Annotated in this window: 11 protein-coding genes and 1 pseudogene; 5 read left to right on the forward strand and 7 right to left on the reverse strand. The window is 65.0% G+C overall.

Annotation, left to right across the window (positions count from 1 at the left end):
* Positions 1 to 12: 12 nt before the first annotated feature.
* A complete protein-coding gene (cpaB, locus tag AC3WK8_RS22295) occupies positions 13 to 951 on the reverse strand; it encodes a Flp pilus assembly protein CpaB (protein ID WP_103325854.1) in 939 nt (312 codons plus the stop codon).
* Positions 952 to 1,288: 337 nt separating this feature from the next.
* Here cpaB and AC3WK8_RS22300 point away from each other — a divergent pair, with 337 nt between their 5' ends.
* Genes AC3WK8_RS22300 through AC3WK8_RS22310 form a run of 3 tightly spaced genes read left to right on the forward strand, consistent with a single transcriptional unit; the run spans position 1,289 to position 2,218 of the window.
* Positions 1,289 to 1,495, forward strand: a complete 207-nt coding sequence (locus tag AC3WK8_RS22300) for a Flp family type IVb pilin (RefSeq protein WP_085595330.1) — start codon at positions 1,289 to 1,291, stop codon at positions 1,493 to 1,495.
* A gap of 45 nt (positions 1,496 to 1,540) precedes the next feature.
* Positions 1,541 to 1,747 (forward strand): Flp family type IVb pilin, encoded by a 207-nt coding sequence (locus AC3WK8_RS22305; RefSeq protein WP_085595328.1) that lies wholly within the window; start codon positions 1,541 to 1,543, stop codon positions 1,745 to 1,747.
* 57 nt (positions 1,748 to 1,804) lie between these two features.
* The gene (locus AC3WK8_RS22310) at positions 1,805 to 2,218 is read left to right on the forward strand and encodes a response regulator (protein WP_085595326.1); all 414 of its coding nucleotides are present in this window, start codon (positions 1,805 to 1,807) and stop codon (positions 2,216 to 2,218) included.
* A gap of 113 nt (positions 2,219 to 2,331) precedes the next feature.
* Here AC3WK8_RS22310 and AC3WK8_RS22315 read toward each other — a convergent pair whose 3' ends face one another.
* Both AC3WK8_RS22315 and AC3WK8_RS22320 read right to left on the reverse strand, forming a co-directional pair.
* Positions 2,332 to 4,008, reverse strand: coding sequence for a ShlB/FhaC/HecB family hemolysin secretion/activation protein (locus AC3WK8_RS22315; protein WP_053132206.1), 1,677 nt, complete (start codon positions 4,006 to 4,008; stop codon positions 2,332 to 2,334).
* Positions 4,009 to 4,197: 189 nt separating this feature from the next.
* Entirely contained in the window at positions 4,198 to 5,895 is a 1,698-nt protein-coding gene (locus AC3WK8_RS22320; protein WP_103325853.1) for a collagen-like triple helix repeat-containing protein, read from the reverse strand.
* A 390-nt stretch (positions 5,896 to 6,285) separates the two neighbouring features.
* Here AC3WK8_RS22320 and AC3WK8_RS22325 point away from each other — a divergent pair, with 390 nt between their 5' ends.
* Positions 6,286 to 6,735 (forward strand): DMT family transporter, encoded by a 450-nt coding sequence (locus tag AC3WK8_RS22325; RefSeq protein WP_103325852.1) that lies wholly within the window; start codon positions 6,286 to 6,288, stop codon positions 6,733 to 6,735.
* A 6-nt stretch (positions 6,736 to 6,741) separates the two neighbouring features.
* Here the strand turns inward: AC3WK8_RS22325 and AC3WK8_RS22330 are convergent, their stop codons facing one another.
* Both AC3WK8_RS22330 and AC3WK8_RS22335 read right to left on the reverse strand, forming a co-directional pair.
* On the reverse strand, positions 6,742 to 7,605 hold the full coding sequence (locus tag AC3WK8_RS22330; RefSeq protein ID WP_103325851.1) for a MaoC/PaaZ C-terminal domain-containing protein: 864 nt from the start codon (positions 7,603 to 7,605) through the stop codon (positions 6,742 to 6,744).
* 2 nt (positions 7,606 to 7,607) lie between these two features.
* Positions 7,608 to 8,960, reverse strand: coding sequence for a 3-oxoacyl-ACP reductase (locus tag AC3WK8_RS22335; RefSeq protein ID WP_103325850.1), 1,353 nt, complete (start codon positions 8,958 to 8,960; stop codon positions 7,608 to 7,610).
* Positions 8,961 to 9,122: 162 nt separating this feature from the next.
* Between AC3WK8_RS22335 and AC3WK8_RS22340 the strand changes: the two genes are divergently transcribed.
* Positions 9,123 to 10,400, forward strand: a complete 1,278-nt coding sequence (locus AC3WK8_RS22340; RefSeq protein WP_103325849.1) for an acetyl-CoA C-acetyltransferase — start codon at positions 9,123 to 9,125, stop codon at positions 10,398 to 10,400.
* 42 nt (positions 10,401 to 10,442) lie between these two features.
* On the opposite strand, the gene AC3WK8_RS22345 is transcribed toward AC3WK8_RS22340, so the two are convergent.
* Positions 10,443 to 11,210, reverse strand: a complete 768-nt coding sequence (locus AC3WK8_RS22345) for a methyl-accepting chemotaxis protein (protein ID WP_371857902.1) — start codon at positions 11,208 to 11,210, stop codon at positions 10,443 to 10,445.
* A gap of 90 nt (positions 11,211 to 11,300) precedes the next feature.
* Positions 11,301 to 12,482: pseudogene (locus AC3WK8_RS22350) on the reverse strand (cache domain-containing protein); the annotation flags it as partial.
* Positions 12,483 to 12,623: the final 141 nt, after the last annotated feature.

Raw genomic sequence — 12,623 nt, forward strand, 5'->3', positions numbered from 1 at the left:
ATCCTTGCTCGATCAGGGGGTCTGTTGGGTGACCTGGTTGCCACGGATCACCTCCACCGCCGGTCGTGGCGCGGTGCCTTGGGCGACCGGGCTGCGGGGAGCGCGGCCCAGGGCCAGTTGGGTGAACTGGAACAGGTTGCTGCTGGCGGCATCCAGATGCTCGACTGCCTCTTCGTTGCCGGCCCAGTAGTGGGCCAGGCGTTGCTCCTCGCTGCTGCGCACTGCCAGGCGCAGCACGCCGACCTGGGTGGCCAGCATCATCCGGCTCAGCAGTTGCTCGGGCACGGCCAGGACCACGGTGCGGGCGTTGATCCGGCGCTGATCTTGCTTGAGCCGTTCGTCGTTGCTCACGGCGCTGCCCGGTTGGCCGTCGTTGGTCAGCCCCAGTTGTTCGCCCACGGCCAACACGCGAATCGCCGGTACGGCGATCTGCGCCGACTGTTGCGGGTTGGCGCTGTCCTGGCGCAAGAACAGCAGGACGTCCACATAGTCGCCGGGGCTCAGCTGGCCTGCTGCACCGATCACCTCGTCGATCGCTACCGCCAGTGCCCGCTCGTCGCTGTGGATCATCCGGGCCAGGGCGCCGCCGCTGGCGAAGCTCTGTTCGTTGAGCCAGGTGCCGGCGCTCAGCTGGCGCCATGGAGTACGGCCCACGGCCTGGTCGATGGCGCTCAGGCTGCCCGATGGGGCGGTGCGCAGTTTCTCCAGGGCCAGGTCGCTGGCGGCCAGGGGCACGAACGGCGGGACATCGTGTACCAGCACCACCACCGGCTGGCGCGTCTGGTCTTCGGCGGTGCTGGCAGTCTGCTCGACGACGGTGCTGGGAGTGGGTGGTTGCGCTGCGGCTGGAGCGGGTTCGGGTTGACGGCTGAGCACCAGGCCCCAGTACCCGAAAAACACCGCACCGACCAAAAGAAGTCCTGCCAGGCCCATAGTGACGCGACTGTTCATGAAGGCTCTCCCTTTCCTGCTGCACTACAGCCCGTGACAGCCCGTGATTCCAAACGAGTCGATTCGCAATCAGGCAGCTATGAACATGCAACTATTTCGCTATGTGAAGGTAGTTGAGCTAGGACGAAATGCCATTACCTGGTCAAAAAATAGCTGACAAAAGTACAACGCTCTCAACAGTGTCTGGGTTTCTGGCGTTTACTTTCCGATTAATACTTAGTGATTAATCCGTTCTTACAGTTGCTGGGCCCTGTTTTGTTGACAATGCTCAATTAGCACCGGGGAAATGGGTTCGGTGCGGTTCCATCGGCGCCGTCTGGCGCAAAGGAGAGCTAGGATGATCCTTCAATATTTGTTGCTCAGGGCGCGCCTGTTTTTTGACCGTACCGAAGGTGCCTCCGCCATTGAGTACGCAATCGTGGTGGCGATGGTCGCCGTGGTAGTGGTGGCATTCGTGACTCCGCTGGGTAACAAGGTACTCGCCATCTTCAACAACGTACTGACTACCCTCGGAGGCACTGCCGTTACCCGTCCCACACCGTGAGCCAGCGAGAATGCATGGCTGCGTTATGCAGCCGGGAGGTATCTGATGCTGCTTGAATATCTGCTGCTTCGCGCGCGACTGCTGCTGGCCCGTACCGAGGGCGCCTCGGCCATCGAATACGCGATCGTGGTGGCGATGGTCGCGGTGGTCGTGGTTGTATTCGTCACCCCAATGGGCGACCGGGTTCTGGCGATCTTCAACAACATCCTCACTGCCCTGGGAGGAACGGCGGTTACACGCCCCACACCTTGAGGCCTGCGACTGCAACAGCAGTGAAGGCCGTCGAACAGTCAGCTCAAGGCAGGATTCATGAACACTCCCTCCACCCCACGCCAGCAACTGCTTCTTGTGGATGACGAAGAAGACGCATTGATGGAACTCGCCGAGCTGCTGGAAGGCGAGGGTTTCACCTGCTTCACCGCCCTCTCGGTGAGGCTGGCCCTGGACCATCTCACCCGCCATCCGGACATCGCGCTGGTCATCACCGACCTGCGCATGCCCGAGGAGAGTGGCTTGTCGTTGATCAAGCGCTTGCGCGAGCACACCTCGCGCCAGCACCTGCCGGTCATCGTCATGTCGGGCCATGCCGACATGGACGATGTCAGTGACCTGCTGCGCCTGCAGGTCCTGGACCTGTTCCGCAAGCCGATCTACCACGTGCGCCTGCTGGAAACCCTCAACAACCTGTTTCCCGAGCCCCGACTGCACGTCGTCGGGCCCTGACTCCCTTGTCTCGCCAGGGGGCCCGGATTACCGGGGCCTTGGTGTGCTCGATATATGGCAAGGCGGCAAAAAAAGGCCCGCCGAAGCGGGCCACAAGTCACGCAACTGTTCGTTCAGAGCTGGTAGCTGAAGCTCAGGCTGTAGCGCGGCCGGCGGTTGTAGGTGTCCAGGGCTTCGTCGGACATGGGCTTGGCGGCTTCCACGGCGATGTTGTAGTGCTTGGTATCGCCAAAGCGCAGGCCCACGGCGGCCGACGACAGGCTGCTGCCCCTGACTGGCAGTTCGTTGAACCAGGTCTTGGAGCGATCCAGCACTACGTAGGGCTGCAGCACCCGGACCCAGGTTCCTTCGCGGTTGAAGCTGTAGTTGACCTCATAGGCCACGCCCCAGCCCTTGTCGCCGGTGGTCTGGTCATCAGGGTAGCCCCGGGCGAAGTTCTGGCCGCCGAAGCTGGCCCGTTCGCTGTCCGGCAAGTTGTCCCGGCTCCAGTACAGGGCGCCGGACAGCACGCCCTGCCAGTTGTCGAGGAAGCGATTGCTCTGCACGCCGGCCAGGCGCACACGGAAGAAGTCCAGGTCGTAGAGGGTGTTGTTGGTCTTGGCGCCCATGCTGTCGAGGCCGCGGTACAGGCCGGCGCTGAGGATCCGTAGCTGGCGTTGGTCCGACTTGCTCCAGTCGCCTTCCAATGCCAGGGCGCGAATGTCGGTCTTTTCTTCCACTGACAAAGGCAGGCCATTCACCCGATAGCGGGTCTTGTCGTTCACCGCGTACAGGCGTGTACCGAGGGTGAGCATTTCGTTGGGCGAGGCGATGAAAGGGTGGCTGACACCAATGGAGAACCGGTCGTTCTCTCGATGGGGCTCCAGCACCAGGCCGTTGCTGAGCAGGATGTCGCTATGCGGATCGGCACGGTAGCGCGCACCGTACAGGCTCAGCTGGGTGCCCTCCGAGCCCAGGAGCTGGTTGTAGTCCAGGCGGTAGTAGTGCTCCTTGTCCTTGCCTGGCGGGAATAGCCCGCTGAGGGTCAGCTGCTCGCCCCAGGTGGTCTGCGAGTTGCTGGTGATGCCCACCAGGGCCTGCATGCCATTGCGGTTGTCCTGGTTGCTGTTGAGGGTAGTGGTGATGGGTTTGCGGCTGGCTACGGCCACCAACCCGGTCGCACCGTCGGTGGTGCCCGGTGGTGGCACCACGGCTTGCAACGTCACCCCGGGCACCCGGCTCATCAGCGTGGTGTAGCGTTCGAAGGTCTTGCGGGTCAGCGGGCGCTCGGCCTTGAGCTTGGCCACCAGCTTGTCCAGGTAGGCCGACACCGGGCCGATGTCGCCCTGCAACTGGTAATCGCGGATGTATCCCTCCACCAGCACGATCCGCAAGGTGCCCTGGTCGAAGCGTTGCTGTGGAATGAAAGCGTAGGACAGCAGGTAGCCGTCGTCCTGGTAGCGCTTGGTGATGCTGCGCGTAGCCTCGATCAGTTGGCTGAAGCTGACCTCATGGCCGATCAGCGGCCGGTAGATGGCCGCCAGCTCTTCCAGGGGATAGACAGTGCCACCTTCGATCTGTAGCTGGCGCACGGTGAGCTTGGTGCCCATCTGCAGCGGTTGCTGGCCCTTGGGTACCGAGGGTTCTTCGGGAAGCTGCAGTTTCGGGCTGGCCGGGCGGTAAGCGTCCACCGGCAGGTTGGGGGTCGGCAGGTTGTTGATACTGTCGTTGTTGTTGAGAAAGCGCGGCAGGGAGTCGGCATAGGCGCTGGAGCAGCACCCTAGTAACAACAAGCTGGCCAACGTACGCATAGGACACTCCATGGTCGAATTGCGGTGATGCCAAGGTGCTCATGCCTGGTGGCCGTCGGCTACAGGCTCGGGGCGGCTCAGGAATGTCGTGCCCAGGATGAACAAAAAGGCGAGAGACCCATTTGAATCTCTCGCCTTCAACCAAGCGTAGGCGCTGTAGGTGGGGCCGTCGAATCGGCCAGGTGCAAATTATCGAGTGCCGCCCAAGGCGCCGGTGAGGCCTCCTACCACGCCGCCCAGGCCGCCGCTGGTGGTTCCGGTGGAGGCGCCGCCACTGGCGGAAGCCCCTACATTCAAGCCACCCAGCAGGCCACCGCTGGGAGCGGTACCGCCGTTGACCAGGCCGCCTGCCGCGGCCACGGTGCCTCCCACTGCGTTCAAGGTGCCACCCAGTGCCGTACCGACCTGGCCGGTGCCGGTGCTGCCGGCGAGGCTGGTGCCGACGTTGCTTACCGCGCCGCCCACCTGGTTCAGCAGGCCGGCGACCGGGGCTCCGGTGCCGGTGGCTGCACCCACTTGCTGGGTCAGGCCGCTGGCCGCGCTGGTGACTGGATTGAGTGCCGAGCCGACGCTGGCCCCGACACTGGCCAGTGGTGCGGTGACCGTCAGGTTGGGAGTGCCGCTGCCACCCAGGGCACCACCGACCGAGGCCACCAGGCCACCGGCGGAGGCACCGGTGACGCCGCCGGCACTGACGGTACCGTTGGTGTTGCCGGCGTTCAGGCCGTTGCTCAGGTTGGCCACGGCGCCGCCCACGGTCTCCAGCAAGCCGTTGTTGGGCCCAGTGCCACCATTACCCGTACCGCTTCCGGAGCCGGAGCTGGCCAGGTAGCCGCCGGCGGTGCCCACGCTGGCGCCAGTGTTGTTCAGGGCGGTACCCAGCAGGTTGGTCACCGGACTGCCGTTGCCGGCGCCGCTGACCTTGTCGCCGGTGCCGTCCACTGCCTGGGCCACGCCGTTGAGCAAGCCCTTGACCGGAGTCCCGAGGCCTGTGGTGCTGCCCAGTTTGCCGGTCAGGCCTTCGGCCATGCTGACCACCGGCACCAGGGCCTGGTTACCCAGGTTATCGGTCAGGGTGCCCAATGGGCCGCTGCTGGTGGTGGTGCTCAGGGTATTGCCGAGCATCGTCACTCGGGCGCCGACACTGCCAAGCGTCGGGGCGACCCGAGTCACCACGCCGCCGACTACCGGCACGCTCTGGGTGCTGGTGGCCAACTTGCCACTCAGATCGGTGACCCCGGTACCGACGTCGCTGACTACATTGCCGACGGTGGCGGTGGTCTTGCTCAGGGCCTTGGGATCGGTACCCAGCTTGCCCAGGCCATCGGTCAGGCCATCGCCCACGGTATCCACCACGTTGCCGGTGGTATTGACCGCACTTTGCACCACGCCGCCGACTACGGGGGTGCCGCTCAGCGAGTCGCCCAGGCCGCTGACTCCGGTGCCGACACCGCTGATGGTGGTGCCCAGGTCCGATACCAGGCTGCTGGTGGTCAGGGGGGTGCCGGTGCTGCCTGTTCCACCCGTCCCGCCTGTACCTCCGGTTCCACCGGTGCCGCCTGTTCCGCCAGTTCCACCGCCAGTGCCGCCGGTGCCACCACCAGTTCCACCGGTACCACCGGTTCCGCCACCAGTGCCACCGCCTGTTCCGCCGGTACCACCGGTTCCGCCACCAGTGCCACCGCCTGTTCCGCCGGTACCACCGGTTCCACCACCAGTGCCACCGCCCGTTCCGTCGGTGCCACCAGTGCCGCTGTCGGTACTGGCGGGCGATGAAGAACTGCTGCCACTCTTGTGGCCGCCACCACCACCGCTGCAGCCGGCCAGGCTGAGGGTCAGGATCATGGTCAGGGCCGTTAACGTCTTCCATCCGGATTGAGTGTTCATGAGAGTTGTTCCTTGCACCTGTTACAACGTCTGTTGTTTTCGATGGCTCGCCAGTTCTGCTGCTGGAGATGTCGTCGTCCGTTGTCCAGATGAAAGTCGCGAAGGGAACTTCGAACAATTATGAAGTTGGTATTAATGACTTATTTTTCGGCTGCCAGATGCTTATAAATGAATAGCCTGAAAGTATTGAAAGAGTCTGCGTGCATTTAAGAAAGGCTATCTAAAACAACAACTAATGAGCTTGCCGGGCAGCGCCGCTGGTGGTCCTCGACCAAAGTTATATACATACAATTAATAGGGCGAAATGCTTGGCTGCAGCGTTGGCTGGCCCGTGTTGTCAGCCGAGGCACTGGCTTATACTGCGCGCCTTAATTTTTGCGGGAGCTTTTGATGCTGACTCCAGTCTGGTGGCTACTGTGCCTGCCGTTCGTTGCCGGTGCCCTGATTGCCTTGCAAGCCGGGGTCAATGGCCAGTTGGCCAAGCAGGTCGGTAGTGTGTTCGTCGCGGCGATGATTTCCTTCTTCGTCGGCACCATGGCGTTGCTGCTCCTGGTGTTGATACAGCGCGAGACGCCATCGTTGAGCGCCCTCAAGGGGCTGATCTGGTGGCATTGGTGCGGGGGCTTGATGGGAGCGTTCTTCATCACCGTCGCAGCGTTCGCCGGGCCGCGCATTGGCGCCTTGCTGTTCATGACACTGGTGCTGGCCGGCCAGTTGAGCATGGCCCTGGCCCTGGATCACTTCGGTTGGGCCGGGTTTCGCGAGGCGCCGATCAGCCTCGGCAAGATGGCCGGATTGCTGCTGATCATCCTTGGCGTCGTGCTGATTCGTCGAGGGTGACGACGCTCAGGGCAGTGGTTGCCAGTCTCCTTGCATATGTTGCAGTCCACCCTTGCCCAGCAGTTGCAAGTCGCCGCTGGAGCCGGCGGCGCTGGCCAGCAGGCGGACTTCGCCGGGTAGCAGCACTGGCTTGGCGAAGCGCACCGTGATCTGCACGCCCGCCGTGGGCAGGTGCTGCTCCAGCGCCGCCAGGGTCCGGGCCTTGCTCCACAGGCCATGGGCGATGGCCTGGGGAAAACCGAACAGTCGCGCGCTCCAGGCGCTCAGGTGGATCGGGTTGTAGTCGCCCGACACCTTGGCATAGCGCCGGCCGATATCGCTCTCTGCCCGCCAGTTGGCCACGGCCTCCAGGCCTGGACCTGGCTCACGTTCGGCAGGGGCTGGTGCTGGCCCGGAAGCGGCCAGCTTGACCCCGCGACAAAGCATCTCGCTGCGGGCTTCCCAGAGCGGCCCCAGCAGGTCGTCGATGCTGGTCACCAGGTCGAAGGTCGCGCCCTTGGCGTGTGCGCGCAGGTTATCCACCCGGACCCCGACCCGCACGCTGCTGACGTTACCCATGGGTCTTAGCACGCGGATCCGGTTGCCCAGGTGCACCAGCCCCAGCAAGGGAAAGGGGAAGTCGCTGACGGTCAGCAGTTGCATCTGCAGCGGGAACGCCAGCACATGGGGGTAGGTGACGGGCAGCAGGCCGTTGTCGGTAAACCCGCAGACCTTGCGGTAGGCCGCCAGTTGCCCGGGGTCGAGGCTGATCAAGCAACGCAGGCCCTGGTCGGGCAAGTGCGTGCCGCTGATCTTGCGCCGCAATGCGGCCTTGAGAAACAGCTTCGGCAGCGGCGCGGGGATGTTCAGCTCGTGCCAGTGTCCTGTCATCTTCACGCTCCCAGCACGCTTTGACCGCAGACCCGCAGGGCCTGCCCGCTGACCGCGCCGCTCCCGGGCTGGGCGAGCCAGGCCACGGCTTCGGCGACATCCTGGGGCAGGCCGCCCTGGCCCAGGGAACTCATGCGTCGCCCGGCTTCGCGCAAGGCGAAGGGTACGCTGGCGGTCATCCTGGTCTCGATGAACCCCGGGGCCACGGCATTGATGCTGATGTCCCGGGCCTTGAGCCGTGGTGCCCAGGCCTGGGCCAGGCCGATCAGCCCCGCCTTGCTGGCGGCGTAGTTGGTCTGGCCGCGGTTGCCGGCGATACCACTGATGGAGGCCAGCAGGATCACCCGGCCGTGCTCGTGCAGGCACTGGCTGTCCAGCAGCGCCTGGGTCAGTACCTGCGGTGCCCCGAGATTGACCGCCAGCACCGCATCCCAGTATTCCGGGGTCATGTTGGCCAGGGTCTTGTCCCGGGTGATGCCGGCGTTATGCACCAGGATGTCGAGGCCCCGGGGCAACTGTTCGAGCAACCTTGGCGCTGCGTCTTCGGCGCAGATATCCAGGCTGATGGCCTGCCCGCCAAGGCGTGCGGCCAAGGCCTCGAGGTCGGCCTGGGCCTGGGGAACGTCGAGCAACAGCACCTGGGCGCCATCCCGGGCCAGGGTCTCGGCGATGGCCGCGCCGATGCCCCGTGCCGCTCCGGTGACCAGGGCCTTGCGCCCGGCCAGGGGCCGGCTCCAGTCCCGGACCTGGGCGGTGCAGGGCTGCAGGTGCAGCACCTGGCCGGAAACGAAGGCGCTCTTGGGCGAGAGGAAGAAGCGCAATGCGCCTTCCAGCTGGTCTTCGGCCCCGGCCTCCACATACAGCAGTTGCAGGGTGGCGCCGTTGCGCAACTCCTTGGCCAGGGAACGGCTGAAGCCTTCCAGGGCTCGCTGGGCACTGGCGGCGAAGGGCGCGTCGAGGCTTTGCGGCGGACGTCCGAGCAGCACCAGGTGAGCACTGGGCGCCAGGTTGCGCAGCAGCGGCTGGAAGAATTCGCGCAATTGCTTGAGCTGGTCGATCTGCAGTAGTTCGCTGGCGTCGAACACCACGGCCTTGAGCCTGGGGCCATGTCCGGGAATCCAGGGGCTGGCCAGGGCCGGGTCGCTGCCATAGCTGTAGATCGCATCGGTCAGGCGTGGCGCGAGGTCCGCCACCTGTCGCGCCAGGGGGCCGCCGCCGATCAGCAAGGCACCTTCGATGGGCCGCAGGCGGCCAGCCTGCCAGCGCTCCAGGCGCATCGGCGAGGGCAGGCCAAGGGCCCCGACCAGGCGCTGGCCGATGCCCGAGTTGGCGAAGTCGATATAACGGTCGGACATGGAACGCACTCCGCAGGTTGGGGTTCAAAGTGTGGACCACGAATGGCTTCGGGTCGTTCGATCAGGGGTTCTCCTTGCAGGGCCGAGCAGGCGCCGGATGAGAACCTACGCTGGTGGAGGAGATACCCACCGCAGTCGCATTCACCGAACAGGGAGCTTTCCATGACACAACTGCGTCGCGTCGCGATCATCGGCGGCAACCGTATCCCCTTCGCCCGTTCCAACGGCGCCTACGCCACCGCCAGCAACCAGGCCATGCTCACCGCAGCCCTCGAGGGCCTGATCGAGCGCTACAACCTGCATGGGTTGCGCATCGGCGAGGTGGCGGCCGGAGCGGTGCTCAAGCAGTCCCGGGATTTCAACCTGACCCGTGAATGCGTGCTGGGCTCGCGGCTGTCGCCCACCACCCCGGCCTATGACATCCAGCAGGCCTGCGGCACGGGCCTGGAAGCGGTGCTGCTGGTGGCCAACAAGATCGCCCTGGGGCAGATCGACTGCGGCATCGCCGGTGGTGTCGACACCACTTCGGATGCGCCGATCGGGGTCAACGAAGGGCTGCGCAAGATCCTGCTCCAGGCCAACCGGGCCAAGGGCCTGGGTGACAAGCTCAAGGTCTTGTCCCAGGTGCGCCCGCGCCACCTCAAGCCGGAGCTGCCGCGCAACGGCGAGCCGCGTACCGGCTTGTCCATGGGCGAGCATTGCGAGCAGATGGCCAAGACCTGGGACATTCCCCGGGACGCGCAAGACCAGCTGGCCCTGGACAGCCACCTGCACATGGCCGCCGCCTATGCCGAGGGCTGGCACGATGACCTGCTGACGCCATTCCTCGGCCTGACCCGGGACAACAACCTGCGCCCGGACCTGACCCTGGACAAGCTCGCCGGACTCAAGCCGGCGTTCGACCGCGGCGGCCAGGGCACCCTCACTGCCGGCAACTCGACGCCCCTGACCGATGGCGCCTCCCTGGTGTTGCTGGGCAGCGAGCAATGGGCCCGGGAGCGTGGCCTGCCGATCCTGGCCTACCTGCGTGACGGCGAGGCGGCGGCGGTGGACTTCGTCCATGGCGCCGAAGGCTTGCTGATGGCTCCGGTGTATGCCGTGCCACGCCTTCTGGCGCGCAACGGCTTGAGCCTGCAGGACTTCGACTACTACGAGATCCACGAAGCCTTCGCCGCCCAGGTGCTGTGCACCCTCAAGGCCTGGCAAGACCCGCAGTACTGCAAGTCGCGCCTGGGCCTGGAGGCGCCCCTGGGGGCGATCGATCGTTCGCGACTCAATATCAAGGGCAGTTCACTGGCGGCGGGACATCCTTTCGCCGCCACCGGCGGGCGCATAGTCGCCAACCTGGCCAAGCTGTTGAGCGTGGCCGGGCAGGGGCGTGGGTTGATCTCGATCTGTGCCGCGGGCGGGCAGGGCGTGACGGCCATCGTCGAGCGCTGACGGCTCCGGCCAGGCGAGGGGCATTCCCCTCGCCGCCACGGGTCAGGTCTTGAAGCGCCGGACCAGGCCGTCCAGTTCGTTGGACAGGTCCGCCAGGCTCTGGGAGTCCAGGCGCGCCGAGTTGGCCAGTTCCGCCACCAGTTGCGCGTCGCCATGGATCTGGCTGATGTGCCGGTTGATGTCTTCGGCCACTTGATGCTGTTCTTCGGCGGCGGTGGCGATCTGGGTGTTCATGTCGCGGATCACATCCACCGATTCGCGGATCTGCCCGAAGCTGTTGCGCGCCAGGCCAATGCGCTCCACCGATTGCTGGGACACTTCCAGGCTGGCATGCATCTGCTGGGTCACCGCGCTGGTGCGCTTGGCCAGGTTGCCCAGCAGGCCGTCGATCTCGGCGGTGGAGTCGGCGGTGCGCTTGGCCAGCGCCCTGACCTCATCGGCCACCACGGCAAAACCACGGCCCTGTTCGCCGGCGCGCGCGGCCTCGATGGCCGCGTTGAGGGCCAGCAGGTTGGTCTGCTCGGCGATGGAGCGAATGGTGCCGAGGATCGACTGGATATCGTTGCTGTCGCGCTCCAGTTGCTGCATCGATTGCGCCGATTGTTCGATCTCCTGGCTCAGGCGATCGACGCTGTGCACCGCCGCGTCGATCTGCTGCTGGCCTTCGCGGGCCTGGCGCTGGCCGCTGTCGGCGGATTCGGCGGCCTGGCTGCAGGAGCGCGCCACTTCGTTGGCCGTGGCGACCATTTCATGGAACGCGGTGGACACCATGTCCACGGCTTCGCGCTGGCGTCCGGCGGCCTCGGCCATGTCGCTGGAGACCTGGGTCGAGGAGTGGGAGGTGGCGAGGATCTTCTGGGCGGCCTGGCCGATGTTCTGGATCAGCTTGCGGATCGCCGCGAGGAACTGGTTGAACCAGTTGGCCAGTTGCGCGGTTTCATCACGGCCGCGGATGTCCAGGCTGCGAGTCAGGTCGCCCTCGCCCTGGGCGATGCCTTCCAGGCCGCTGGCCACGCCCCGGATCGGACGCACGATGAGGCCGGCGAAGCTGGCGCCGAACACGGCGAACAACACCGCCAGGACCCCGGCGATGATGGCGATGATCCAGGTCAGCTGGGTCGCCTGGCCCATGACTTCGTCCTGCTGGATCAGGCCGATGAAGGTCCAGCCCAGTTGCTCGGAAGGCCAGATATTGGCCATGTAGCGCTTGCCACCCAGCTCCACCTGCACCAGGCCCTTGCCGGCCTTGGCCAGTTGCTCGTAGCCGCTGCCGAGGCTGCCCAGGGCCTTGAAGTTGTGTTCCGGCTGCTTGGGGTCCACCAGGATGGTGCCGCTGTTTTCCAGGAGCATCAGGTAGCCGGATTCGCCCAGCTTGATCTGCTTGACGATCTCGGTGAGCTGCTTGAGCGAGACGTCCACCGCGACCACGCCGCCTTGGGCGCCCAATTGGTTGCCCAGGGAGCGCACGGTGCTGACCAGCACCGCATCGTCGTTGGCCCAGTAGTAGGCCGCGGTGCGCAGGGTCTTGCCCGGGTTGGCCTGGGCGGTCTGGTACCAGGGGCGCACACGTGGGTCGTAGTTGCTCAGCTTCAGGTCGGCGGGCCAGGAGACGTAGCCGCCATTGCTCACGCCATAGGACACATAGGAATAAGCCGGATGGCTGGCGGCCATGGCGGCGAACAGTTCGAAGATGCGTTTGTCCTGTTCGCCTTCGGGGGCCTTGGCGGCTTCGGCGCTTATCCAGGTCTTGAGGTTGTCGCCGGCCTGGGTGAGCAGGGGTTGAGCCGCCAGGTAATCGATGTTCTGGCTGATGCCCTCGAAGAACAGCTGCATGGCGTTGGCCACTTGGCGGATTTCGCGATTGCTGCTGTCGACGAAGCCGTCCTCGGCATCGCTGCGCAGGTTCATCACCACCAGCGTGGCGACCAGCACCACGGGGAGGCAGGCGATGACGGCAAAGGCCCAGGTGAGTTTCTGTCTGATGTTCATCTGCGCTCCGGTTTTTCTTGTTGTGTTGTCAGTCCACGAAGTGCGGGCACCTCGCGAAACCCTGGGCAGCTTGGAATCTGTGCGGGTTGCCATCCCTGGAGCGAGTGCGGCAGGCGGCGATCGAACCTTGGCCGGATGCTGACGTCTTTATTGGATTGTCGGACAAACTCCCTTGTCTCTAAGGACTTCGGCCCAGGCCGTGGAAAATTGAGTCGGCAGGAAGAAAAATCCTCC

The sequence above is a fragment of the Pseudomonas sp. FW507-12TSA genome (genome assembly GCF_058781435.1).

Bases quoted from the DNA above. Each gene is read 5' to 3' on its own strand.
- cpaB (WP_103325854.1), bottom strand. From the start codon at position 951: ATGAACAGTCGCGTCACTATGGGCCTGGCAGGACTTCTTTTGGTCGGT.
- AC3WK8_RS22345 (WP_371857902.1), bottom strand. From the start codon at position 11,210: ATGGCCGAGGCCGCCGGACGCCAGCGCGAAGCCGTGGACATGGTGTCC.
- AC3WK8_RS22310 (WP_085595326.1), top strand. From the start codon at position 1,805: ATGAACACTCCCTCCACCCCACGCCAGCAACTGCTTCTTGTGGATGAC.
- AC3WK8_RS22335 (WP_103325850.1), bottom strand. From the start codon at position 8,960: ATGTCCGACCGTTATATCGACTTCGCCAACTCGGGCATCGGCCAGCGC.
- AC3WK8_RS22340 (WP_103325849.1), top strand. From the start codon at position 9,123: ATGACACAACTGCGTCGCGTCGCGATCATCGGCGGCAACCGTATCCCC.
- AC3WK8_RS22325 (WP_103325852.1), top strand. From the start codon at position 6,286: ATGCTGACTCCAGTCTGGTGGCTACTGTGCCTGCCGTTCGTTGCCGGT.
- AC3WK8_RS22300 (WP_085595330.1), top strand. From the start codon at position 1,289: ATGATCCTTCAATATTTGTTGCTCAGGGCGCGCCTGTTTTTTGACCGT.
- AC3WK8_RS22320 (WP_103325853.1), bottom strand. From the start codon at position 5,895: ATGAACACTCAATCCGGATGGAAGACGTTAACGGCCCTGACCATGATC.
- AC3WK8_RS22330 (WP_103325851.1), bottom strand. From the start codon at position 7,605: ATGACAGGACACTGGCACGAGCTGAACATCCCCGCGCCGCTGCCGAAG.
- AC3WK8_RS22315 (WP_053132206.1), bottom strand. From the start codon at position 4,008: ATGCGTACGTTGGCCAGCTTGTTGTTACTAGGGTGCTGCTCCAGCGCC.
- AC3WK8_RS22305 (WP_085595328.1), top strand. From the start codon at position 1,541: ATGCTGCTTGAATATCTGCTGCTTCGCGCGCGACTGCTGCTGGCCCGT.